Genomic DNA, 25,515 nt, shown 5'->3' with positions numbered 1-25,515 from the left:
AGTTGTGACTTCAAAAATCATTGCACTTGACGCAAACATAGAACAAGTACAGGTCATTGATCATTATACAGTGAACCAAGCTAAAGTTTTCATTACAGATACTGGTGAATATTTGATAAAAGAACCTCACTTGGAACAAAACGAGTTTCAAATTTATGAAAAGATAATGGACCATCTCATGAATTCTTTGCCATTTCTTGACAAACTAGAGACTGAGGAAGAGCGCATTCATCATCTAGAAAAATATATCTGGCAAGATGCCCAAGAAAAGGGAATTATAAATCAGGTCTCAAAATTTTATGACCGTCTAAAATATTACATTGTTCGTGAAGTTTTGGGGTATGGCGTTTTAGATGTCTTGATGAATGATGATGATATCGAGGAAATTCTAATCGAAAGACATGATACAGATGTTGGAGTGATACATCGAAAACATTCTGAAATGCACATACTTGATACTAATATTGTCATAGGCAAATCTACTCTGATGGATTCTTATACTCAAAGACTTGTTCAAAAGACTGGAAAATCTGTCACAGTTGCCAAGCCCATAATGGATGGAACAACTAGAACAAAACACAGAATCATGGTCATATATGGAAAAGAGGTCTCAGGCAACGGCTCAACCGTATCCATAAGAAAATTCCCGTCAAAACCCTATACTATCACGCATCTGTTACAATTTGGAACCATAAGCAGACTGATGGCGGCATATGTCTGGATGCTAATAGACGCAAAGGCGTTTGGTGTTATAGTTGGAGAAACCGGTTCTGGAAAGACTACGCTGATAAATTCTCTAATGACCATGGCCAATCCCAGATGGCGTATCATAACCATAGAGGAAACGCCTGAGCTTCAGATGCCACAAAAACGCACTATATCATTACATACAAGGTCAAGCCCGCTTGTAAAATCAGATAATGATATTGGAATTATGGAGCTAATCAAGGCGACACTAAGGATGAGACCTGACTTTGTCATTGTGGGAGAGGTTCGTGGAAAGGAGGCAAACGAGATGTTCCAGAGTGCTGCAACTGGACACGGCGGGCTAAGCTCCATTCATGGATCTGACATAAAATCAGCATTAACAAGACTTGCAGCAGAGCCAATCAACATAAAACTTTCACAGCAAATGTTGCTTTGGTTTGCAATCCATTCAACTACACTCAAAGGTATGGATGGAAAAACAATGCGAAGAATAAAAACACTGACAGAAATTAATCCAACAGATACGGGAATAGAAACAACAGATTTGTTTAGTTTTGACAGGAAGAACAATGACTTTGGTCTCAATGACATAGAGGAACTGGTCAAGAAAAGCAAAAGACTCGGATATGTCGCAGAACTTTTTGGTATTGATCCTGTATCGGACATTCAAAAAAGAATTACACTACTTGATACATGCATTGAAAAAAAGGCCTACGAGGTATCAGATGTTTTCAATATCTTGCGTCAATATTATCAATTCTATCCGACTGGAAAAAATTAGCCAACTCTTGATCATCGTTCCCTTAAAAAGAAATTCTCTCTAAATTATATGCAAAGAATCAAGACAATACATAACTATGAAGTAAAGCCAACAAATTTCTTTACACTTTCCGATGAAAAGCAACGAACCGTACTATCACATTTTTATTCATTGCTCACTTCGATACAAGAACCACTTTGTATAACAATGATAAAAGAACCGTTAGATGCACAGATGGGAAACGAGATAAGGCATCTCCAAATTTTGAGAACTTTCATGTCAAGTACAGAGCCATTGGATTGGGCACTTGAAAGACAGGGTTTTGATTATTTTCTTGCAACAAATATGGTACCATTTTCTGTAAAAAATGAATTTCTAAAACATGTAATACTTGAGAATGGCAAGTTAGCCAAATGCTTTACGCTGTATTCTATGTCATCTACGCTCTCACCGGCATGGATCCACTCCCTGCTTCCTGTATCTGATGCAATAATGCTCAATTTTGCCCCAATAGAGCAAGACCGTGCAGTTTCAAAATTGAGAAAAAAGATTCACCTCATGCAGGCCACACAAAGCACCAATCCAAAAATGATGCATCAAATACAGATGGCACTTGAGGCCGTGTCTGCACTTGAAAAAAACAGTACAAAAATGTTCACAGTTACTGCTAATGTGATAGTCCAAGCTGACGATCTAAAATCATTAAAGGAAAAATCAAAAAAATTTGTAAAACAAACCAGGATATCTCTCTCAAGTTTTGACAACACATCTGCAAACCAGGCCAGAATGTTAACCGGATGGGGAAAAAAACTCTACGTCGAGCTTGGCTCTTGTGCAGTTTTCTATCCATTTGTAAGTGCTGACATGCTAGAAGTTCCAAACGGAATCACCATAGGTGTAAACTATGGTACCGGTGCACCTGTCATCTTTAACTATACCATGCGTGCAAACTATAACATACTGATTTTAGCAGGCTCTGGTGCAGGCAAGTCTGTTACTGCCAAACTAATGATGAAGAGGCTGATGGAAAAATATCCTGATGCATTCATCTTTGTTGTTGACCCACAGGGCGAGTATGAAAATATTGCCAAGTATCTTGATGTGGAACCAATAAGAGTCACAGGAGAACAAGAACTCGGCTTTGATCCATTCAAGATGTTTGAAAAGCCAAGTGATGCGGTAAATGTTTTGTGTGAGATTGTGAAAGCCCCAACACTTGTTGCAAATTCATTTTTGGCAAAGTGTGTTGGGATAAAAAGTCTTGATGAGTTTTATGAAAAACTCTCAGATGAAGAGAAAAAATATCTGGTAAATCTTGTTACTGGTCCAATGGCAACTTTATTCAAGGGCCAACCTACAATATCTAACCGTACTATCATATCCCTAAAAGGAACATATGCTGAAGATTCTGTGGCAAAGATTAGCTTTCTTGCACTGGCCAAATTGTGGAAAAAAATAGAAGCCGCACCAACGGAGATTCCAAAAATACTTGTAATTGACGAAGGGCATCTCATCTTCAGGTTTGCCAGTGCCTCAAAATTTGTTGATTTGCTTGCACGTATGGGAAGAAAAAAGAATGTTATTTTCATGTTTATTTCACAACGGGTGGAAGATGTAACAAAGACGGAAGCTGGGCGTGCATTCTTTGACAACAGTGAGACAAAAATAATACTACGAAACAACGAGATTGCGGCTGAAGAACTTGCAAAATCATTGCAGTTGTCTCCACAGGAAAAAGAGATGATTCAGACATTTGTTCCAGGAGATGCCTTGATCTTGACACGCGATTATAGGATTCGTTGTTCCATTACTTCATCAAAAGAAGAGCTTGACATGTTTGGAACATCTCCATTGAACACAGATGCAGCTTAGAAACAAGTATTACAAATATTTCCAAGAGATGTCTGGTATCATTGGAATCTCTGAAATTGATTTGAAAGAAAAGATTGGAAATCTTCATGTCGGGGATAAATTTGAAACACAAACTTATACCATGCATGTCAAGAAAATATCCGAATCCAATGGACAGGTGCTTTATCATGTATGTCTTTATGATGGTACAGGCAAGTTGATTAGAAACGATCCGATATTTCTGAGTCGGCCAAAAAGACAAAAGTACATGTGAGCCTTTAAAACTTGATTTGTTTTGCATGTGTGAAAAGACGTGGTATACATTCTGCATATGCAATTTCTTTGCTGGTGATCATAGCAGTAGGAATGTCTGGCATTGTCTATGATTACATGAATGCATCAAACAGCATACTCTCATCAAATATACAATACACAATAAACACAGCAACCCTTTCTGCAATCCAGTCTGGAACTTTAACTTGGTATGACATTGTTTTGTCAAATACCGGAAACAAACCTTTCATTCAAACAACAATATCTGTAGACATTAACGGTGTAACGTATAATCTTTCACAGAATACAACAAGAATTGGTCCTAGTCAGACATTGGAGCAAAAAGGTATTCTAAATGCAGCAGTTGTTTATGGTAACAGCTATACTGTAAGGGTATCTGCAACAGCAAATGACGGGTCTACTTTTGTTACTGGCAGACAAATTAGTGCGGGATAGGACAAGTTAGAAAATGAAGATAAGACTTGGATTGGATACTGTTAACCTTTCAGTTGATCAGTAAGGAGATAAACAAATACAAATGAAATAGTACCAACGTGGGTATTTCATAGCCAACTTATTACCCCTTTATTGTAAATTTATTGAAAATATAAATACATAGGGTAATATAACCAGTTCATGGTCAGCGTAATACTACAAAAAACTAGTAATCAGACCTATTATTATTATCTCACCCACCACAACAAATCGAGAACCAAAAGAGAGTATCTTGGAAAAGAAATACCGGTCGATATTGAAGAACGAAAGAAAAGATTTCTGCTTGAATTTTACAGAGAGGATTGGTATCCTCAGCTGGAATTAATACGCAAAAATTTTGTTGCGAACCAAAAAAAGATGCCAGAAAGTGTAATCGAGCAAGAGTTGAAAGATTTTGTCATCCAGTTTACATATCATACCCAGAGAATTGAAGGATCTACACTTACCAAGCTTGAGACTGAGAGATTGTTGAGGGATGGTGTCACACCTTCCAACAAACCAAAATCAGATATGATTGAGACCGAGCTTGCAGAACAGGTTTTTTTTGAGATGCTAAAACATGAAAAACAGATCTCACTTGATACTGTTAGGTATTGGCACACAAAAATGTTCAACAAGACAAAGATTGACCTTGCTGGTGATGTAAGGGATTATGAAATCACAATTCGTGGAAGAAAAACAAAGTTTCCACCAGGTGATCAGGTTTTTTCTCTCCTAAGAAAATTTTTCAAATGGTACCAGTCTGCAAAATCCAGGATGAATCCGGTTGAGCTTGCAGCATTGGCTCATCTCAAATTTGTATCAATTCATCCATTTGGTGACGGCAATGGCAGAATATCAAGACTGTTAATGAATTGCATACTTGATGAAAACAGGTATCCTATGTTGAACATTGAATATGTTTCACGATACCGATACTATGCAGTTCTTGAAAAATCGAACTTGAAAAATGACGAGATGCCTTTTTTGCAGTGGTTTATGAAACGATATATTAAATCAAATAGGATCTGGCTGTAAAATCCTACTGTGTCCTTTTTTAATAAAAACAGATGCTACTACCTTTTGGTTGATCAATCGTGATTTCTGAGTATCAACAACCTCTAACTATCCGAGACATGGGTGTGTCCATGTCTCAATTAACTGTCTTGGCATGGTTTTGTTCAAGAAACAAATGAGTACTGGCTGCAACAAAATCAGCAAAAATGCCAATCAAATTGCAAAAAGGAAAAGTCAAATATATCAAAAAGTTCTTTCTAACAAGATAACAAATGAGACAATCATGATTGGACTATGGTAAAAAAAATCGAAACTGTTTTTGTATTGCAAGGTGGAGGTGCCCTAGGAGCATACGAGTGTGGCGTATACAAGGCAATGTCTAGGCATAAAATAAAACTTGACATAATTACTGCTACATCAATTGGTAGCGTTAACGCTGCAATTATGACAGGTTCCAAGAATGACGAGCCTGCAAAAGCACTAGAAGATTTTTGGTTAAGTCTGGCAGACACTGTTACCTCATCACACTTGCCTGACAAAGCCCGTGCCGTTGCTTCTGTAACACATGCATCAATCTGGGGAAATAAAGCATTTACACCAAGATGGCTCAGTCCAAATGTATCAGATTCAAATAACTCTCCATATATCTATGATAATACACGGCTTCGAAACAAAATAAACGAGTATGTTGATTTTGAAAGGATACGAAGACCTGCCAGTCCTAGAATAATTATTACTTGTACTGATATACAAAATGGAAAACCAACAATTTTTGATAGCAAATATGATAACATTACTGTGGATCACATACTTGCTAGCGCAGGATATCCTTACTATGGAATACAATGGACAAAAGTAAGCGGAAGATATCTGTGGGATGGTACACTGTTGAGTAACACGCCCCTAATTGACGCCATAAACGCCTCACCTGATTCGGACAAAAACGTGTACCTTGTGGATCTTTTTCCGCATGTGCAAGAGGAGCTTCCAAAAAACATGGAAGAAGTCTGGCACAGGGCAAGAGACATCATGTTCTTTGACAAGATCGAGCATACACTCAGAGTTTCAAATATGCTCAAACGATACCTTGAGCTCTTAGGTGACATGCATAAAATAACGACAAATTATCTGGATTCTGGAAAAGCAGATGATAATATGAAACAGAAAATATTGGAGATGGAGAAAACATATCACAAATTGACAGTTGAGAGGGGTGGAATAATAAGGGACATAGTACGTGTTGAAAGGAAAGAAGATGCGCCGTATCTGTTTGAAGATTCTGATTTTTCTCTTGCTACAATAAAAAAACTGATACGTAACGGAGAAAATGATGCTAACAAAGCAATAGACTTGCATCTAAAGAATTGATATTGAATTTATTGTGACGGCATCTAAATCTTGACCAAAATAGTGACAAAATACAGACACGACAAATTCAAACAAACCCGCAAATGCATTCAAACTATTGCGGTATTGAGGAAAAATCCAAATGTGTATCATGTGCTCAAAATGTTGTTGCATTAATTCCAGTGACCGGTTGGGCCTCCTATATCCTACTCTTGCAGGTCTTGCCATGGCAGCAAGTTCTGTTTCGGTGACAAACAGTTCTTTGTTGCTAAAACGATGGTCGCCACCAAGCAAGAGAAAAAAGAGGAACATTGAAAAATAAATCTATTCACCAGGGTCAAACTGATAAAATGATGGAATTGCAGGCGGTACATTTCCATAGACCAGAGCAATCTCGTCATGTTTGTTTATCTTGGTATCGTTTGATGATGTATTCACAAGTTGCCCATTGACAAATATTTTTGCAGTTGCGCCATAGATGGGAAAGTCTCCCGAGGCCTTCCAGATGTCCATGAATTGTCCTAGGGTAAATTCCTGTGATTTTGGCGACTCGATGTGTATGACTCCACTAGAATCATGCGTATGTAACCAATAGAGGCATTTGTTGTCAACTATTCCGATTCTTTCTGGTACTGTCAAATGGTTGCTGTTAACATAAAAATCAAGATGTGCATGTATGTGAAATGTTGTAATTTCACTTGTGTTGCATTCTATTCCATCAACTGCAGGTGCAGCACTGGGCGATGCATTGTTGGACATGTATCCCGCATAAACAATTCCAACTATAACTCCAGTCATCACTAACAATACTATTATCTTGCCGTTTCTCTTTTTTGTATTACTTTTTTCTTCTTTGATTTTTTTCACGTTATTTTACTACTAGTACGGGAATCTTTGATTTGTGAACTACTGCATGAGATACGCTGCCAAGAAAGGCTTCTTTTACACTGCCAAGGCCTCTTGCCCCTATCACTATGATATCAAATTTGTTTCTTGCAGCAAAATCAATTATCTCAGACGATTCTTTTCCAATTGTGGTTTTTCCAACAAAGACTATGCCGTTTTGAGCAGCGCGTTTTTTTGCATTGTCCATGAATTCCTTGGCAGCCTTTGTAAGGTATTTCTTATCATATGTTATCGGCATAAACGATTGTGGATATATTGGCATGACAAACAGTCCTGTAAGTGTAGCCCCACACTGTCTTGCAAGATATATTGCAGTATCCAGCCCTCTAAACGAGTTTTTTGATCCATCCATGGGAACTAGAATCTTCCTGACTTGGTATTTTGCCATTGTTATGGATGTGTTTTGAGATTATAAAACTGATTGTTAGCATGTTTGATGATTTTGGAACAGATTCCATCGAATCGCCGTACATTTTCTGACTAAAAGTCCTTGAGAGAAACCTCAAAATGATGAAAAACATGGAGAAAAAATCATCGTTCAGGTGTTTTAAATCTGGCATATCTTGCTATTGTGATGCAACGAAGGGGCATATCAGAGATATACTCTACAGTTCTGATGTTTACAGTAGCTCTTGCTATTGCGGGAGTTGTAATGGTATCATCATCTGACCAATTTGACAATCAGCAACAAAGTGCTTACCAAATGCTAGACTCGTCCCAAAAGAGAATGTCCGAGAGCATATCACTTGTGGCAGGAAGGAACACAGGAACGGGATCAGAGGTAGAAATAGTAAATTTTGGCCTTGAAAATATTAATTTAGACAGGGTAATGGTGGACGCAGTATTGCAACAATCCTATGCAATGACATTTATCAATGGTACGCAAACCAAATTTTTGCCAGTAAATGAACCTGTGATAATATCAACTGGCACGTCAGGCTCTAGGATGCAGATTGTTACAACACATGGTTCAGTCTTTGAATTTCCACTGGAATAATTTTGCTTTTTAAAATCATTTCTCCTAATCTGCGTGAAGAGAATCATTGGTCTGACACTAATTTCTCTAGTCCTGTTTTCTTCATCCATGATGCCAATATCTTTTGCAGACGTGGTCATCCCTGGCTGCAAAGTTTGGTTGGGCATGCATACAACTCCATCGCAGTACAACGGATTGCCTCGTAGTAACCCGGATGGTACGTTTTATCCTGGTGATGCTTTTGATTTTGCAATAACCATACACTGGAATTCATGGTGCTGGTCAATCAAACCAAAACCAATCAGCACAGTTGGTCTTCAAATTGGCCAGATCCAAGTCTTGCCAATATCATCAGGGGGAGGACAATCTTTTGGATATACGGAGACAGGGCATGCCGAAATTGGAATTGGATCAAGTGCCGCAACTTTGTCTCAAGTTGTTTTTGGTTATGGCTTGATTTGCAGTTTTAATCCACAGGCTGGTGGTACATGTTTTAGAGGCAGTACTGCTGGAAGTACTTTATATTCTCCCAAGATAATCTTGCCAAAAGTAACAATTGATCTAACAAAACAAAACTTGACAGATACAGACGGTTTTATGATGAGAAACCTAGACGGGACATATTATATCTGGGATGGAATCAATATTGTCTTCAATCCACAATACCAATGGAAGAATCAAAGGGTTGGTACGATATCAGCACATACTGTCTACTCATCAGACATGTATTTGCAAAAAGATTTTCAATGTCAAAAAAAGTCTTGCAGTGATACACTACTATATTCCCGGGCAAAGCCTTGGACATTTTCATATGAATATGCACAGGGCCAGACAAATTGGGTCCCGGAGACTAGCTCAGATATCAAAAAACATACCTTCACGTATGAAACAACTCTGTACAACATTGGAAGATTGATTGGCCAAAGTCAATTTGCAAAGACCGATGCATTAGTTGTAACGTATGACCCGGTATACAACTCAAGTTATGGGTATACAGTACTAAAAGATAACCAGTGGTGGGGGTTTGGGAATAGGCCTGCAGTAGCCATGCATTATCTTGGTTCAAAAGGCGGGGGGCAGGACGATTCGGACCGGGGAATTCATGAATATAGACGAAGCAAGATAAACTCATTTTCTTACAATAGTTATGCGTACCGTATCTTGACACCTGTGCCGCTAAATGTTACCATGACATGGTCAGAGTCACATTCTGCAAATTTTCTCGATGATAATTTCGCATATCGTGATGACTCGCTACAATCCGGAAAAAACTCTGCCATGTTTGTAAAATCTGGATACGGTGATATCATATTTGAGCATCCCATTTTGTTTACAATATTGAAGACACGTTATGATAATTCCACAATAATCAATACATTACAATCTGTAAACTTTGCAGGACTGGACAAACTTGATCTTTTCAAATATTATTTTGGATACCCACATACTAGATTCAGTACTGATGTGATTGTAATTGCCTTGCACTCTGATGGTTCCATAAACCACGTGCCAATTGATTTGAAGATGATACCTGATTATTCAGAGGGTGCAACATATGAACAGAACTTTATACGAACAAAGGTCATCCATGACAGGGACAGGATCTTTGCAGGAATTGTACTAAATGACATGTATGGTAAAGAAAATACGGCAACAGGTACTGGAGTAATAAATTTACAAGCACATCTTACATCGATGGTAATACCAGACATATCACAAGTACTTGCACAAAATCCCCTTGATCTTCCTCTCAATTTGGTGTATGAACAACCATCGCCGTATAATGTTACCATAACTGCAGGTGGAAAACGACTCTCGTTTGTAGAGCATGGATTTGAGTTTGATACAAATTGGAGGTATGTAATCAACATGGACCAAAACAATACACTCAACAGTACGAGGTACCAAGGAATGGTATCAATTCGACCTGACAATAACTTTGGATCGTACTCTCAGGTTCTAGTAGATGGAAAAATACAAAACATTACTTGCTCAACGGGATGCATCATCATGCTGTCTGATAGGTACAAAAATTCTACAGTTAGTGCATACAACGCTTGGGGTGGCAAGGCATCACAGACTTTTGATGTATACAATTCCGTGTCCCAAGACACCACTGATTACAACAAGATTGCCACATTGGTGTTGCTTTTTTCATTGGCTGTCACAGGCTATGGGTTTGTCAGGCGTTATTGGCGCGGATTTGCAGCGGCACTAAGTTTTGGAGATGGCAACGAAGACAAATAAATTACAAAATATTACAAATTAAACAAAAGTCAAGTCACAACAAAATCATTCTCCATTTTATGAATGGATTCTAATTTGTAAACTATTTGACAGTGGCACAAATCATCTGGTTTTAGACCATTTCTTCATCCACTGCAAAAGATTAATCATTGATTCCACAAGCTCCTGTCCTTTGCCAGTTAATTTGTATTCTACTCTAGGTGGAATCTCGTTATACGATAATCTTTCCAATACTCCACTTTTTTCCAATTCTTTTAATCTAATTGCCAAAGTTCTACTGCTTATTCCCTTCAGGGCTTGTCTGAATTGCTTGTATCTTACAGGTTCAGTGGTACAACATAAAGGAATTAAAATCTCAAGTGTGCCTCTCTTGGTGATTATCTTTCTTAGTTTTGCAGTCTCCGACATTAAAGACAACGCATCATACCCCTCAAAACTACAACTGTCTTTGATAATTGGAAGAGACTTTCTTTTAGTTTCCACTTTTACACCAACTGCAATCGTATATCCTTGACAACTTAAATGGTTTACTTGGTAAACCTATTGCATGGATGATATCATCAAAGAAAAGGTAAAAGAAAGATACGGAAAGATCGCACTGACTGGTAATTCTGACTGTTGCTGCATGCCCGGAGAATGCAGCACTGACGATTCCCTGATTGATGCAAGCAAGATAATTGGATATGACCGGGATGAATTAAGATCAATTCCAGAAGCGGCGATTCTGGGTGTGGGATGTGGTACCCCAATAAAATTTGCCAATCTAAAAGATGGAGAAACTGTCGTGGATCTTGGTTCTGGTGCTGGAATAGATGCATTCCTGTCTGCAAACAAGGTCTCAAAATCTGGGCAAGTAATTGGAATTGACATGACAGATGAAATGCTAGACAAGGCAAGAAAAAATGCAAAAGAAGGCAATTACACTAACGTAGAATTTCGAAAGGGGGACATTGAAAAGAACATTCCAGTAGATGACAATATAGTTGATGCAGTTATCAGCAATTGTGTCATCAATCTTACCACCGACAAGACAAGCGCATTTAGGCAAGTTCATAGAATATTGAAGCAAGGCGGAAGGATGGTAATCTCTGATCTTGTAACTGACAGAGAGATTGAACAGGGTCAGATCAATACGGAACAATGGTGTAGTTGCATAGATGGTGCACTGACAAGGGAGAATTATATTCAAAGTATCAAAAAAGCTGGTTTTGTGAATGTCGATGTTTTAGAAGAGAGACCATACATGGAAGGAGAGAAGGTAAATGGCAGAAAAATATCTAGTCTTGTCATCCGAGCAATAAAGTGATCATGCCATGAAGTTCTTTGAGAAACACAAGGAAGGAAAAAAAATTCTCTTTGTATGTGTAGAGAATGCCGGGAGAAGTCAGATGGCAGAAGGCTTCCTTCGAAAACATGCTCCTGATGGATGGATTCCAGTCAGTGCAGGGTCAAGACCAACGCCAGGGCTTAATCCAGTTGCAGTAGAAGCAATGAAAGAAGTTGGTATAGATATTAGCAAACAGAAACCAAAGGAATTATCTGAGGAACTGGTTCGCTCCTCCTTTCTAAAGGTGAGCATGGGCTGCATAGACCAGGCAGAATGTCCTGCCGTGTTTCTTGGAAACTATCAAGACTGGGGCATTGAGGATCCCAAGGGAAAACCGATTGAAAAAGTGCGTGAAATAAGAAACGAGATAGAAAAAAAGGTAAAGGAACTTGTTACAACTCTTGAATCTAACTAGCAAATTATCTTCTAATCAAAAGATATTTTTTGCCGAAATCATTGGTACGTTCGTCGTGGTAGCTTGTGCCACAGGATCAGTTGTATTGCATGCAAAATCCGGTGGAACCATAGGCACATGGTTTGAGGCGTTTGCTCCCTTTGTCGGGGTTTGTCTGATGGTGTATACATTTGGCAAGATCTCACGCGCACATTTCAATCCAGCAGTTACTATATCGTATTTTATAACAAAACACATTACAAAAACACATCTGCCCATCTATTTTGGAGCAGAATCTATTGGTGCATTTTTAGGAATAATCTTTGTCAAGAATGTCATAGGAACAGAAGCATACCTTGGAGTCAATACCCCAAACTATTCATTTCCAATATGGATGATTTTTGGGGTAGAGGTATTGGCAACAGCACTCTTGATGGCAGTAATCATGCTAGTTGTTCACACAAACGGACTGAGAGGTTTTAGCGGAATTGCAATTGGAGGAATGATAGGACTTGATATTTTCTTTTTTGCGTTTATCTCTGGGGCATCAATGAATCCAATCCGTTCCCTTGCACCTGCTGTTTTTTCAGGAGTTTTTGACAACCTGTGGTTATACTGGACTGCAACTTTTGTAGGAACATCGATTGTTGGATTTGTATACAAAAGAAAATTTGTGAACAGGCGATCTGCCTAAAACATGCAAACAAAACGTAATGAGTATTAAACTGATTTAAACAAATCTGCCTAGTATAATACACAATCAAAATTAATTGTGGAATACAAAATTATTGGATGCCGTATCTAGTACTCAGTTTTTCCATCTTTTCTTACATTGATCATAATACCGCATTTCTCACAATGAACTTTGAGGCTATGATATACTGAACGATTCAACCTGTCTTGGTCCTTTGACGATACTTGATGTGGATGGCATTGCATTGTAAGATCTGTCAGGGATAAATCTTGGGCAGGACTGTGTACAAAAGTAGGTGTTACACCTACGCCAAAATTGATTATCTGAATATCTTTTTCTTGCGGAAATGACAAAAAGAATACAAGCTCTATGTCTGATAAGGCAAGACTTTTTGAGTGCAATTTTTGAGGCATGAAAGTATATGGATCAATCGATTTGACAGAAAACAACTCTGCAAGTTTTTGCCTGAAAGTCTTTTTTCCATACATGAATCTGATCTTACGAGATGTGATTCTGTGAGAAAAGCTGTTGAGAAGAACTACATTGATGATGCCATCCAACGTTTTTGCTGACCGGACAATATCTGCCCTTGATCTTTCCACCTCCAGTTTGAAAGCGTCTTTTATTTTTTTAATATTATCATGATGAATGCTGTTTTGTTTCTTACGTTCCTTTTTGAATTGTTCCTCCGTCAGGTCTTTTTTTAGATTGGCAATATGGTTTTCAAACAGGATTTTCTCCTGATTTACACTATTTCTTTTTTCTGCATCCAATTCTGAGAATTTGTGGAGAGTTGCCTCTACTCCAAATATAATAAAGCAATTATACAGATTGTGTCCGGCAAGTTTGCTTTTTGCTTCTGCGAGATCTATCTTTCTCTTGCTAGAAAATACGGCATTTTTCTTTGACATTTTACTCTCAAGCGAGGTCACTTGGTCATGTATTACATTTGAGATTTTTTTGGTCTGGTCCTGAACAAAACAGGCCATCATACACCCCGATGACTGCTGCCAGAGTTTAGAGTAGACATCACTTTTTACTATTTTTGCAAGGTCTACAAGGGGAACCATAAAGTGATTTTTTAATGCAAGATATCTTGTGACCATTTGCTCAAAGTGCGGCCGGTCTATGCGTTCTACTGTGAGGCCGTCAATTGTTCCAAAGATCTTTTGGTTCATATTTGTGGTTCTGACTATCAATCTCATTTCAGACTTGCTCCGTAAAACAAAGAATGCAAATTCCGTGGCATACTGGATTATTTTCAGGACTTGATTTTCTTGATCATCTTTGAATCTCTGCTGAGGCTTGAGCTCAAGCCAAACAAATTCCTGTATTTTCGATGTCATTGTATTTTAGAAAATTATGAAATTTAAAGCAAGATCTTCTGTTTTTAAGCAATTGATGCTTGAAAAACATGTTAAAAATTATTTTGACAGTTGCAGCAATTATGATAATCTCATTTTTCATTATTCCTGTATACGCAACAGGGTTTGACAATAGTTTCGAGCGTCTTGTCATTGAAAAACAAAAGGAATACCCATCGTGGTATGTTGGAAAGGGCATATTGCCTCAGCAAAGCTACACATATCACATATGTGACTATTCCATAAAGCCTACTCTAAATTATGCAACTCCGTGTTATGAGGTAGAACTTGACTTTATCGGACTCTTGCAGGAACAGACTGGGCAGACTTGGATAGTTCAAGCGATTTTCACACCAGATGATGCAGGAAAACATTGGTTTTCCATTTTACACATATCTTCAGATTTTGCAACAATTACAACTGATGGTACCAGCATGAATTATGCTACATCTCTTTCACATACTATATTTTATCTACAAAAATATGCAAACATGCACAAACCTCAATTGCTCAAGATTGGAACCTCGTGGGGACTGGTAGACGAATATGTATTACCCATTCCCCAGTTAATTGTAAATAGGTTCACTACAATAAACACGGGAAATGCCATCGCATCTGTATATCAAGTTGGATTTGAAGTGATAAGAGACAATGCGTTTTACCTCCAAGATGATATTCCCTTTCCAGTGGAAAGTACGCTTTATGATTCAAAGACTGCAAACACTGATGTGCCAACTCTCTATCAAGTAAAATTATTGAGATTTTCTAATGTGACAAAAGATGCTGTTGACCCGCCACTTGATGTCAAACAGATGTGCCAAGGCCAACTGTTGCTGGAACCTGTGGGACATAAAACTCTCGCACAAGCCGACAACAATTCAGAGTCCCAGAAACATGCCATCTGGATTCCAAAACAACTCATGACATTTACATTGTCAAATGATACCAACAATACTTACTCAAACCAGACAAGTCCATCAAACACTGGAAACAACTTTACTCAAAATATGATACAGAGCAATGCTGAAAATCAAAACTATACAAACGAAATCAACTCTACCACCGAAGGTCATATACTCAAAGCATTACGGAGACTGGGCGTAAATCTTACCAATTCAACAGGGTGAGACATACGATGAATATGATCACTGAATTATCTGGGAAACTGGACTGGAAAGAATTGGCGAGAACAATGTAATCTGCTTGATATTATTTGAGGAGAATGTCTGACAAGCGTATTTTTCAGAAACGGCCATGTCACATACTCAATTACTTATATGAATGAAAACCCTATAGATATTGTTGAGCAAGATTCAGACTCATCGTACGTCTAATATTACAACTATTACTCTAGTAATACTTGTCATCATTGCCGTGGCAGCCTTGTTGCAATTACATTTAATCCCGCTTGTTCTATCAATTCCTCTCTTCTTGATTCCAGTCTCAATCTATACTACCGTGCTTGGTCTCAGGAACAAACAGAAACCTTACGCAACCTCCGACCATGACTACTATTTCACTTGGGCTGGAATAATGCTTGCAGTTGGTATTGGATGGATTGTTCTCTATGAAAAGATGGGTGTAGTGATTGGGGTGATATCCATACTCTCAATTGTACTGGGCTATGTCTACCTCAACAAGATAAAATCAACCATGATTAATTCCAATTAATTGGAATTAGTAAATTAGTTCATAGCAGAGCATTTTCAGGTTTTAACTGTTAGCCCGAGTCTTACGGAATTCATTATAATGGGACACTAAACTGAGATAGTGATTACTCTACATACGAAAATTGCTTTGCTATGATGAAAAAGTAATCCACTACATCAGGAGGATTTACTAATTCAAGAGATTATTTTTTTATATTGATTTATTTTTTGTATTACCTCGACCGCATTTTTGATATTAAATTTCATATCATATGTAGCCACTCCCTCAGTCCAAGAAATCACAAGGCTATCTTTTTTTACTGCATTTGAAAGTATTTCGTCATACAAAAGTTCCAGGCACAATCCATTACCATGTACTTCTACTGCAATTCCAGTGTCAAGTAGATATAATGTTCCAAGCCCCATCTTGCATTGTACTTTTATCTTGTCACGAATTTGTTGTCCTTTTGCAAGACCTATCACACAATCACGGAATCATGAAAAATAAAAGGTGTCATTATACCGCTTAAATGGTATTACAAATTAATAATTATGATACCTGTGGCAATAGCTATCACGCTCATTATCATAGTTGGAATGGGTTTGATAATGCAACAACAAAGCCAAAGTTTGACAGTTACACAAAAAGAAAATGATATCAATACGATTCACAACATTCGAGAAAAAGAAAACATCATGGCAACGTACTCTGGAAGTTCATTTAGTTTCAAAAATCCAGAAAATGTACCGGTGCATATCAAGTATTTTAGAATTGTAGACGATCAGGGACATTTGATTGCCAGAATTCCATATGATAAGCAGATACCTGCATTTACAAACTCTAGCATTAACCTTAACGGAGTAATACCTTTACAATATCTAAAATAATTGGATTATCAACTGTTTAAAAATTAGATACTTTTTTCAAATAATGCAAAGAATAGAATTACTTTCTTTAGGATTATTACTGGCAGCATTTGTGTTTAACAGTGCATATGCCACACAAATTTTAATTGTCACTGACAATGGCAATGTATTTCCAATCGCAAATACATCCGGTTCTTCTGCTACTGGGACTGGTAACGGCAATGGAACGGGCAATGGAGTCATTGCACAGATTGTTACTGTAAATCCAAAAGGTTCAGTAATTGCAGGAATAGACAGTGCTACTGGAAATTCAAGTTCGCTTAGACCATACAATAAAGTTGACACGGGAACATTTGCGGCAGGATTTCAGGCAAGCGATCCTGTTCAAAAGTTATACATTCCACAGATGAATGCGCCGTATGTGTACAGTAATGGGACATTACAAAGTAACAGTATACAACTGACAAACATATTGTCTCCCAGTTCTACTGTTGTATTTTCAGGTTCACCATACAGTACAACTTCATCAAGTGGGATTAGCATTAGCGGTCAAGGAAATCTCGGAATTTTACTCAATAGTGGATTGGGATCTACTGTTGTGACAGGATCAGGACTTGCTGGTGGTGGCTCTGCATTTTTTGGAACTTTGATAGATCCTACAGTGTCCCCAACTGCTTATGATGGTGGGACTCATGGATATGCAATATTTTCATCAAACATTGGAACAACCAGTGGAGGATATGCCATAACAACACCTGTCAACAAATACACAAGTTCGGCAAGCAATGTCTATGCGACATATACCTGGGGCTGGTCATCTTGCAATATGAGCGCATACACAGCTTGGTCTTGGTCTTGTGGTTATGATTCTGGAACAGGTGTTGCAACGGTAAATGGATACGTATCAGGAAGTTACTACTATGTAACTTCTGTAAGTTATAGCACAACTGATCAGTATGCCGCAAATTATTATTCGCACACTAGTTCTTCTTCATGTACCGCGAAAGGAGGGTGCTCATATTTTCAGAGTGGCAGTTCATTTGTACCGTATATTACGCTCTATGATAAATCACCATTTGTCCAGTTGACACAAACATACACAAATGATTTTCAATCACAAGTAAATTTCAATCCCTCATACTCGTATTGGTTAATTGTAACCCCCACATCTGGGGGGACAACAATTGGTGCAACCAACTATGATCCTAGCACACAGATGTTTTTGCAAGTGACTAACTTACCATCTAACATCCCGTTTCAGATATTACAAAACGGAATAGTCGGTGTACAAGGTGTAACAAGCTCAAGTGGTACAATATCCTTGTCATCTTCACAAATAGCCGCCGGAGGCCAGTCTTCAATTAGTGGTGAATTGGACATTTATCCAAACTCTCCATCATATGACGGAACCATAGGTACTGCAGTTTATGATACGGTGAATAACCAAATGTTCAACATACCTGCAGCATCTATGCAGATCTATACTCCGTTTGCTTATATTCAAATTCCAATGGCTGCTAAAACCGACATACAAAACGTGGTAGATAATGCAACTTCGTTAATCAGCATACCATACTTGTCAAAGACATACAATGCAGGCTCATCTATGATGGTACCAATCATTCCGGGGCTAAAATCAATTTCATTTAGCCTGAATGGTACTCAAACAGTACTGAAGATGTCTTCCATTCCAAACAATTTGGGAATATCAATTGTCACGCCAGGTACAAACAGCAATTCAGGATATGATACTAATGGTGCGCCATTGCAAATTAGTGCGGACACTGGCGGTGAAGCATCATCTATTGCCCCAAAAGACGGAACAATGTATGCGTTAGTAAATGCTCAAGTCTCTGCGGACACATCATACACCACAAGTGCAACTTACAACTATCAACAGACTGCAACACAATACATCTACGAGGTGTATGATCCGTCAACAGGTTGGTACATAAAGGCACCATGCCCACAAGATCAATTCCAATCTGGTGGGTGTACTGACCATTTATCATATGCCTCATCATCCGTTCACGCAGGACCGCTTGACGTATATGCAGATGTTTACGTAAATGGCGTATTTTCTGGTTCGCAGATTATTTACTATAACACAAATCCAACAATTCAGCAGACATCATCTGTGAGCAGTTGGTCATTCTCAGGTTCAAATGCAATGGCAATGCATTATCCAACTTCACAAGCTTCTGGACTAGTGCAGATACCAGTACATGCAGGAGATTTGGTTGAATTTTACCTGCGTGCACATGTGGATGCATATGGAGATCCAATATCTGTACCAACAGGGCACTACGGAGTATTTACCACTACAAACCAAATATGCACCGGAAGTGCCGCGATAAATCTCAACAGTGGTTCCATCCTCACAGGCATTAGTTGACGATAAAAAAATTGTCTTAAATTGCGCATAATTTTCGGTCTTATGCGAACTGTGGTTTTTCTATTTTTCATTGGCATTGTCATATTGCCACTTCAGGTATTTGGACAGCTTGACTTGATCCCAAATGATGCCAGTTCAAATTTGCCATCAAAGCAAGATGCGAGCAGTTTTACAATATGGATTCCAAGCAAAATGATCAGCGGTCAGGATTATGAAGGAATGGTAGTTTTAGACAAGCCAACAAACCAGCCAAGTATTTTCTACTTGTCTTCAAGTGATATATCGACATTGCGTGTGCCGCTCTCAGTAACAGTGCAGCCGTCAGAAAATCATGGAATATTTACAATCACAGCACTCAAAGATGGAAATGCTACTGTATTTGGTGCATTAAATGGAAATTTGACCCAATGTGATGCCATGGTTTACACTTCAAATTCGCAACCATCAAAATTACAAATGATCGTTCCAACACATGTGACCAAGGCACAAGATATGCAATCATATGTTTTTTCAGAAGATAAATTTGGATTGCCGGTGTCAGTTGATGAAGATACAGAAATAACCGTGACAACATCATCCATGATAACAGCCCCAGAAACTGTAACCATACCCAAGGGACAGTATTATACCACACTGCCCTTGATTACAAAAGGCAGTGGCACTATTTCGATATCATCTGATACCTTGGGTGTTGCAACTACAAACGTCACAAAAACCCGTGATGATATAACGATCAAATTAGCTGTGGCACCCTACACTGCACTGCCAAATTCTCTGTCTTACTTTTACATTTGGCTGGAAAAAGATGGGATGCCATTCAAGCCTCCGTATGCAATTCATGCGTCACTTACATCAAGTGATACAAATGTTGCAAGATTTGGAAATAATTATGATGTCACGCATTTTAGTGATATGCTTTATTCTACAACAATAAGGGACGGGGTTGCAAAAGGTTTTGTCTATACGCGAAATGTTGGAAGTACAGTAATTTCTGCAAGCATAGACGGGTTTGGTGTAGCAAGTGCTAGCCTAATAGTTGGGCCCTCGACGAACAATCAAGTAACAGGAAAAAACATCACAAGTTACTGCGATTCATTTTCGTCATGTAAACCAAACATGGTGAAAATTTGGGTGTATCCTACTACATTTGATGACTCGGGATATGGCATAATTGGGTTGTATCATGAGATGAATCAATCAAACACCAGCACAATCATTCCGCTAGAAGCAGACAGCAGTACAGTCCAGTTGTCATCAAATGGACCGGAGACAAGATATGACAAACAAATCAGCATGATACCCACTCGCATACCTGGAAGCAATGAAGAAGCAGGCGTAGCTCAGGCAGTGGAATTTGGCATACAAGGGGGTGGAACTGGAAACTTTACCATGGCAGCATCAGGTCCAGGAGAAATCCCGGGTGTTGCAACTTTTAATGTCAAACCACGGTATAGTGATTCATACAGCATCAAGATAACCCCACTTCCAGCCAAGGCTGGAATAAATCAAGATCTTGGCATAATGTACATTGCAGACAGTACTGGAGCAATGATAGAACCATCAAATGTTTTTGCAGTTCCACCACAAGTAGAAATCAAAAGTACCATCAATAATATGCCAAAGGTACTCGATTTTACATCCACCAACATGATACTTGGTGGGATGTTAACTGCCAAATCAGAACTAGTAGCATCAATTCAAGGAATTCAATCCTCTGCAATTTCAATTGTTCCTCTTGATGTTGCAACAAACATGGAATTTGAATTGCCACCGCGAGTCCATGTGGGAGAAAAATTTCCTTATGTTGTATACAAAACAGATGCGTTTGGGGTTCCATTAATGAGGATCATACCACGTGATGTATCGACAATAACCGGAGTGGATTTTGATCCTTCTGGCAGGTACATATACGTGAATCAGGAAGGAAGGGTAACAATAGTGATACTTTCAGAGGATGGGGCAATCAAGCAGTCAATCACTTCGTTTTACAATGACATGAATGTAAACACCGATGCAAACTCGACAATTTTCAGAGTGGGAAAGGACAATATTTTCAATATAAGTTCAGATATCAGTGATGTAACATACAAAGTACAATCAATTTTTCCTGTTATTAAAAAAGGAGATGGAGAATACTCCATTATACCATCAAGAGAACAGAGTTTTGATGTGACTATATTTGCACACAAAGATGGATTCAGACCAGTATCTGAAACATTGCATCTTGTCTCAAAGAAAATAATAGACATAACGATGGTTGCAAAAGGAAATGATGGAACCCAGTTACACATCAATCCCAAGTTTACTGTTAGTAATTATTCCATTGAACAAAACACACCGTTTACTACAACCGTGAATGCTGGCAATGCTGACATGGAATTACCACCAAAAGTGATTTTGCAAAACAAAAATTATGTGTTACACATGATCGATATTGGTAACCAGCGTTATACTGAAAATAACGTACAAACATACCTAGAAGACGACTCGTACATAATTGCAACATATGACTTGGTCCTCAGTGTAAATGCAACAAATGCTATTGGAGGGGGATTTTACTCGTATGGAAGTACTGTCACACTAGATGCTCCAGAGAAATGGCAAGTCTCATTTCTTGTAAGACAGGTTTTTGATCATTGGAACGGCAACAATCTGCCATTTGATTCAAAGACAAATGATCCTAGTTTTGTAGCAAAAGACAGCATATTTGCAACTGCAATCTACAGGCCTGATTACACATATTTGATGCTAGTAATAGCTGGACCAATTACTGGAATATTTGCAATGCGCAAACACAGCACCATATCTTGGTATGCCAGGGAACTAAATGATAAACTGGAAAAATTTATCGCAAAATTACACGTACAGGAAAACCTGCGAACATAAATTGCATGCACCATGACAGGTGATATCATGTGTGATAATGACAGCTTACATTAAAATCTGATCACCTCGCTCCATAGGATATTGTCGCTTGCAACCAAGACGAACACATCAAACGATGTAACAAAACAAGCCTCTGATTATTACTATGACTATGTCTTCAACTGGTTTGATTTTGCATTAAAGTACAACTCTGCACTCTTTGATGCAGGCTCACATGCACTGGATACTTTTTTTAGTTCAAGGGAAGGAACCGCACAAAATATTGAAAAAAACATTAGATCTTCTTTTGACTTTACACTTCGGGATGATCTAAACGACGATGCTTTGGCATCAAGCATGTCAGACTATGTTAATTCTTGGATAAAATTATGCGGTCTTTTTGGATATGGCCAACTCACTTCCAATTTTTATGATTTTATATCATATGCAAACAAAATACTAGAACCACTAAGGGACAACATCAACAGAACGCCATCTGATATCATCCATTGCTCCAAGACTTGTTGCGAAACATCAACCCTGAGAGACAATGGCAGTACACCATCTGATGCTGCAGATGTGAAGGGAGGCTTCAAGATACGTCATTATAAATCAGACCTGGCACCAAAACACAAGACGCCTCTACTAGTGATATATTCACTTATCAACAGACACTATATTCTGGATCTTCTTCCCCAAGTCAGTGTCATCAGAAATCTCCAAAAACAAGGCTTTGATGTTTATACAACAGATTGGGGAACTCCAAGCTCCTTTGACAAGGATCTATCCCTTGAGACATATGCTGAAAAATATATTGGAAACGCGGTAGAAAAAATCAAGGAAATAAGCGGATCTGAAAAAATATCCTTGTTTGGTTACTGCTGGGGAGGACTATTTGCCCTTATCTATTCAGCTACACATCAAGAAAATGTCAAGAATCTGATTTTACATGCTACTCCGGTAGATATAGAGAAGGAAAAGACGATAATAGAAAACTGGACTGCTCATCTCAATGCCGACAATCTGGTAGATACATGTGGAAACATCCCTGGCTGGCTTCTCAACTTGGCATTTATTCTGCGTAATCCCGTGGAGACAATGTTGAAGTACCCTAGATATTTTAGCGAACCACGAAGCCTCGACGAGATGACCCAGTTTTTTGCGATTGAGACATGGCTATACGACAGCAGACCGATAATAGGAGAAGTTTATCGTGAGATAGTGGATCAGGTATACAGGAAGAATCTGATGATACAAAATAAGATGAAAGTAGGTTCTAAAACAATAAACCTCAAAGAAATATCAGTACCAGTTCTTGACATAATTGGTACCAAAGATGACCTAGTGCCTCCGTCATCAAGTAAATCTGTACTTGATGCAATAGGCAGTGCTGACAAGAGACTCGTTGAATTTCCAACAGGTCATGTTGGTTTGTGTATAAGTACGGCAGCACATGAAAAATTATGGCCCGAAGTTGGAAAATGGCTTGCCCAAAGATCTTGAGTGGAATGTAACATTTTCATTTGGAACTGATTCTGTCACATGATTAGCTCACAAATCTGTCAAGATCACAAAAAATACTGTCCTTGAATTTTCTGAATATCATTATTTTCATTATCCTTGCCCATCCATGTGCCATGACGGAAATTCCATATGTTCAGTCAGGTGATGGAAAAAACACTGATCAAAAAATAATAAAACTTTGAATGTTCAAAGTGAGCTCAAGATTGGATATTCAAATGAATGCGTTCTAATCATCAATTGATGCAATCAGATTTGAACTGGCTAATTAATCCCATCTTCGTAATCTTCAAACAAATTTCTATAAAATTGTATTTTAGAATTTTCAGAATCTGACAATATTGTATGGATGTGTTTCACAAAATCTGTAACTGTGATTATCCCCAGTGGTCGTTCGCCATCTACGACAACCACTCTTCTGATTTTGTTATCAAGCATTTTTTGTGCTATTTCATTTACTGGAGTAAGGAGAGATACAACTGTAATGGGAGAAGTCATGATTTCACTTGCTGCTAACTCATGAAGTTTTTTGGCTGGTATCATAACTTTGGATAAAAAATCTCTTTCTGTCACTATGCCCTGAAGTTTTTCATTTTTTGTAAGTACTATACAGCTTACATTGTTTTTGTCCATTATTTTTGCAACCTCTGAGGCAGAAACAGTTGAATCAAGAGTGACAAGTTTCTTACTCATTATGTCCAATGCTGTACTCATAATGGTAATTCTAACTTTTGATATAAAATCAACCGTAAAATTATCATGTTGATAATAAGAAAATCAAAAGAACAAACAACAAGGGGATCTTGGGAGATTTACTTTACGATTGGACGGTAAAACTACGATGTTTTATGTGTAAATGCACGTAATGACATTTTTTACTAATTTGAGATGATAATCATGATCACATTTAATGGCTATGACTGTGTAATAGAATGGATGTCAGAAAAAACAGTGGAAACAATAGCAACAATAGAAAATGTAACAAAAAAGCAATTAATCGATGCAATCAAGACAAGCAAAAATGAACATGATTTATCTGGACAAAAAACAGTTGTTTCTATGCCCAATGTCATCCAAGACAACGCTTCTGAGATAGTCGAGAAGATCGATTCTAAAATTCCAACATATGTTCAACTTTATTCTGATCTGTACAAAAAATATCTACACATTGCAAACAATTTCTACACTACATCTTGCTTGACCCAAAAAGAATTCTTTGGTAAGATGGGTGTAAATGATGCTATGCTTGCAATGTTTAATGCCTATTTGGGATCTGTCAAACAAATGGTTCTATTTCAAATGGACATGAACGAAAATATGGTCAAGTCCTATGTGTCTAATAGGCTTACGTTATTGGACTTTTATGATCAGATGATGAATAGGAATATTGCCAATTTTGCAAAGATGTTTTCTTTTTTTAATGACTACGCAAAATAGTGTACAAAAATCACAAAAGATATGTAAAAGATGCAAAACAGAATATGGAGAAGATACAGGTTATCCAATCTGTAATTATTGCCTGAAATATTTGGATAATTGGGAATAAAAATGAGGATGAAATTGTTTAAGGCAAGTTTTGTATGTATAGAGTGTGCAATAAGGCGGTTCATGGTTTTAACTAATTGAGCCGTGGGCACTATTCTTTCCAAAAATAAATCCTAGTTGCTAAACATTCTCTTGACACATCTTGGGTTATCATTGCCTGTAATACAGTTATAGTATACGGCAATCTGGTATGCAAAGATGCACATTAATACATATGATGATGAGATGTCAAATCCCCGCACCAAAAGTACGGATGTACCAAATGCATCCTTGAGGCACTCAAAGAGAGGCTCGACTGATATCTCCCGTATACCGTATATGGTACAAAACAAGAA

Annotated in this window: 26 protein-coding genes; 18 read left to right on the top strand and 8 right to left on the bottom strand. The window is 38.1% G+C overall.

Annotated features, from left to right (window positions below):
• Positions 1-4 precede the first annotated feature (4 nt).
• The 6 genes from BQ3481_RS04950 (at position 5) to BQ3481_RS04925 (ending at position 6,451) form a co-directional block, all read left to right on the top strand.
• On the top strand, positions 5-1,489 hold the full coding sequence (locus BQ3481_RS04950) for a type II/IV secretion system ATPase subunit (protein ID WP_157927265.1): 1,485 nt from the start codon (positions 5-7) through the stop codon (positions 1,487-1,489).
• A 48-nt stretch (positions 1,490-1,537) separates the two neighbouring features.
• Positions 1,538-3,340 carry a VirB4 family type IV secretion system protein gene (locus tag BQ3481_RS04945; protein ID WP_157927264.1) on the top strand — a complete coding sequence of 601 codons (1,803 nt, stop codon included), beginning with the start codon at positions 1,538-1,540 and terminating at the stop codon, positions 3,338-3,340.
• The gene (locus BQ3481_RS04940) at positions 3,330-3,593 is read left to right on the top strand and encodes a hypothetical protein (RefSeq protein ID WP_157927263.1); all 264 of its coding nucleotides are present in this window, start codon (positions 3,330-3,332) and stop codon (positions 3,591-3,593) included. The genes BQ3481_RS04945 and BQ3481_RS04940 overlap by 11 nt, the downstream gene beginning before the upstream one ends.
• A gap of 29 nt (positions 3,594-3,622) precedes the next feature.
• Positions 3,623-4,048 carry a hypothetical protein gene (locus BQ3481_RS04935; protein ID WP_157927262.1) on the top strand — a complete coding sequence of 142 codons (426 nt, stop codon included), beginning with the start codon at positions 3,623-3,625 and terminating at the stop codon, positions 4,046-4,048.
• Positions 4,049-4,228: 180 nt separating this feature from the next.
• Positions 4,229-5,104: a Fic family protein gene (locus BQ3481_RS04930; protein ID WP_157927261.1), complete on the top strand. Its 876-nt coding sequence runs from the start codon at positions 4,229-4,231 to the stop codon at positions 5,102-5,104.
• Between the two features lie 273 nt (positions 5,105-5,377).
• On the top strand, positions 5,378-6,451 hold the full coding sequence (locus BQ3481_RS04925; RefSeq protein ID WP_157927260.1) for a patatin-like phospholipase family protein: 1,074 nt from the start codon (positions 5,378-5,380) through the stop codon (positions 6,449-6,451).
• Here the strand turns inward: BQ3481_RS04925 and BQ3481_RS11725 are convergent.
• From BQ3481_RS11725 to BQ3481_RS04915, 3 genes are read right to left on the bottom strand one after another with little or no spacing between them, the layout of a single operon-like run.
• On the bottom strand, positions 6,440-6,724 hold the full coding sequence (locus tag BQ3481_RS11725) for a hypothetical protein (protein WP_231911872.1): 285 nt from the start codon (positions 6,722-6,724) through the stop codon (positions 6,440-6,442). The genes BQ3481_RS04925 and BQ3481_RS11725 overlap by 12 nt on opposite strands.
• Before the next feature lie 30 nt (positions 6,725-6,754).
• The gene (locus tag BQ3481_RS04920; RefSeq protein WP_157927259.1) at positions 6,755-7,297 is read right to left on the bottom strand and encodes a hypothetical protein; all 543 of its coding nucleotides are present in this window, start codon (positions 7,295-7,297) and stop codon (positions 6,755-6,757) included.
• A gap of 1 nt (position 7,298) precedes the next feature.
• On the bottom strand, positions 7,299-7,724 hold the full coding sequence (locus tag BQ3481_RS04915; protein ID WP_157927258.1) for a universal stress protein: 426 nt from the start codon (positions 7,722-7,724) through the stop codon (positions 7,299-7,301).
• Between the two features lie 186 nt (positions 7,725-7,910).
• Here BQ3481_RS04915 and BQ3481_RS04910 point away from each other — a divergent pair, with 186 nt between their 5' ends.
• Positions 7,911-8,333: an archaellin/type IV pilin N-terminal domain-containing protein gene (locus BQ3481_RS04910; RefSeq protein WP_157927257.1), complete on the top strand. Its 423-nt coding sequence runs from the start codon at positions 7,911-7,913 to the stop codon at positions 8,331-8,333.
• Between the two features lie 33 nt (positions 8,334-8,366).
• Complete coding sequence (locus tag BQ3481_RS04905) at positions 8,367-10,559, top strand: hypothetical protein (protein ID WP_157927256.1); 2,193 nt, start codon at positions 8,367-8,369, stop codon at positions 10,557-10,559.
• A gap of 102 nt (positions 10,560-10,661) precedes the next feature.
• Here BQ3481_RS04905 and BQ3481_RS04900 read toward each other — a convergent pair whose 3' ends face one another.
• On the bottom strand, positions 10,662-11,042 hold the full coding sequence (locus BQ3481_RS04900) for a winged helix-turn-helix transcriptional regulator (protein WP_157927255.1): 381 nt from the start codon (positions 11,040-11,042) through the stop codon (positions 10,662-10,664).
• A gap of 64 nt (positions 11,043-11,106) precedes the next feature.
• On the opposite strand from BQ3481_RS04900, the gene arsM reads away from it, so the two are divergent.
• From arsM to BQ3481_RS04885, 3 genes are read left to right on the top strand one after another with little or no spacing between them, the layout of a single operon-like run.
• Entirely contained in the window at positions 11,107-11,865 is a 759-nt protein-coding gene (gene arsM, locus BQ3481_RS04895) for an arsenite methyltransferase (RefSeq protein WP_157927254.1), read from the top strand.
• Positions 11,866-11,872: 7 nt separating this feature from the next.
• Positions 11,873-12,301, top strand: coding sequence for an arsenate reductase ArsC (locus tag BQ3481_RS04890; protein WP_157927253.1), 429 nt, complete (start codon positions 11,873-11,875; stop codon positions 12,299-12,301).
• Positions 12,288-12,974 carry an MIP/aquaporin family protein gene (locus BQ3481_RS04885; RefSeq protein ID WP_157927252.1) on the top strand — a complete coding sequence of 229 codons (687 nt, stop codon included), beginning with the start codon at positions 12,288-12,290 and terminating at the stop codon, positions 12,972-12,974. Before BQ3481_RS04890 ends, BQ3481_RS04885 begins: the two co-directional genes overlap by 14 nt.
• Before the next feature lie 107 nt (positions 12,975-13,081).
• Here BQ3481_RS04885 and BQ3481_RS04880 read toward each other — a convergent pair whose 3' ends face one another.
• Positions 13,082-14,320, bottom strand: a complete 1,239-nt coding sequence (locus BQ3481_RS04880) for a hypothetical protein (RefSeq protein WP_157927251.1) — start codon at positions 14,318-14,320, stop codon at positions 13,082-13,084.
• 68 nt (positions 14,321-14,388) lie between these two features.
• Here BQ3481_RS04880 and BQ3481_RS04875 point away from each other — a divergent pair, with 68 nt between their 5' ends.
• Positions 14,389-15,465, top strand: coding sequence for a hypothetical protein (locus BQ3481_RS04875; protein WP_157927250.1), 1,077 nt, complete (start codon positions 14,389-14,391; stop codon positions 15,463-15,465).
• 175 nt (positions 15,466-15,640) lie between these two features.
• Positions 15,641-16,009 carry a hypothetical protein gene (locus BQ3481_RS04870; RefSeq protein WP_157927249.1) on the top strand — a complete coding sequence of 123 codons (369 nt, stop codon included), beginning with the start codon at positions 15,641-15,643 and terminating at the stop codon, positions 16,007-16,009.
• A gap of 173 nt (positions 16,010-16,182) precedes the next feature.
• On the opposite strand, the gene BQ3481_RS04865 is transcribed toward BQ3481_RS04870, so the two are convergent.
• Entirely contained in the window at positions 16,183-16,470 is a 288-nt protein-coding gene (locus BQ3481_RS04865) for a hypothetical protein (RefSeq protein ID WP_157927248.1), read from the bottom strand.
• Between the two features lie 78 nt (positions 16,471-16,548).
• Here BQ3481_RS04865 and BQ3481_RS04860 point away from each other — a divergent pair, with 78 nt between their 5' ends.
• The 4 genes from BQ3481_RS04860 to BQ3481_RS04845 all read left to right on the top strand — a co-directional run bounded on the left by BQ3481_RS04860 (position 16,549) and on the right by BQ3481_RS04845 (position 23,617).
• Positions 16,549-16,875, top strand: a complete 327-nt coding sequence (locus BQ3481_RS04860) for a hypothetical protein (RefSeq protein WP_157927247.1) — start codon at positions 16,549-16,551, stop codon at positions 16,873-16,875.
• A gap of 43 nt (positions 16,876-16,918) precedes the next feature.
• Positions 16,919-19,249 (top strand): hypothetical protein, encoded by a 2,331-nt coding sequence (locus BQ3481_RS04855; RefSeq protein WP_157927246.1) that lies wholly within the window; start codon positions 16,919-16,921, stop codon positions 19,247-19,249.
• Between the two features lie 84 nt (positions 19,250-19,333).
• Complete coding sequence (locus tag BQ3481_RS04850) at positions 19,334-22,135, top strand: hypothetical protein (protein WP_157927245.1); 2,802 nt, start codon at positions 19,334-19,336, stop codon at positions 22,133-22,135.
• An 81-nt stretch (positions 22,136-22,216) separates the two neighbouring features.
• Entirely contained in the window at positions 22,217-23,617 is a 1,401-nt protein-coding gene (locus tag BQ3481_RS04845; protein WP_157927244.1) for an alpha/beta fold hydrolase, read from the top strand.
• Positions 23,618-23,899: 282 nt separating this feature from the next.
• On the opposite strand, the gene BQ3481_RS04840 is transcribed toward BQ3481_RS04845, so the two are convergent.
• Entirely contained in the window at positions 23,900-24,349 is a 450-nt protein-coding gene (locus tag BQ3481_RS04840; RefSeq protein WP_157927243.1) for a CBS domain-containing protein, read from the bottom strand.
• A 183-nt stretch (positions 24,350-24,532) separates the two neighbouring features.
• Here BQ3481_RS04840 and BQ3481_RS04835 point away from each other — a divergent pair, with 183 nt between their 5' ends.
• Positions 24,533-25,072, top strand: a complete 540-nt coding sequence (locus BQ3481_RS04835; RefSeq protein ID WP_157927242.1) for a hypothetical protein — start codon at positions 24,533-24,535, stop codon at positions 25,070-25,072.
• Between the two features lie 221 nt (positions 25,073-25,293).
• Here BQ3481_RS04835 and BQ3481_RS04830 read toward each other — a convergent pair whose 3' ends face one another.
• Complete coding sequence (locus tag BQ3481_RS04830; RefSeq protein ID WP_157927241.1) at positions 25,294-25,512, bottom strand: hypothetical protein; 219 nt, start codon at positions 25,510-25,512, stop codon at positions 25,294-25,296.
• Positions 25,513-25,515: the final 3 nt, after the last annotated feature.

The organism is Candidatus Nitrosotalea okcheonensis (assembly GCF_900177045.1).
Taxonomy (GTDB): domain Archaea; phylum Thermoproteota; class Nitrososphaeria; order Nitrososphaerales; family Nitrosopumilaceae; genus Nitrosotalea; species Nitrosotalea okcheonensis.
The sequence above is the reverse complement of the archived record's forward strand: the minus strand, read 5'-3'. Positions and strand labels throughout refer to the sequence as shown.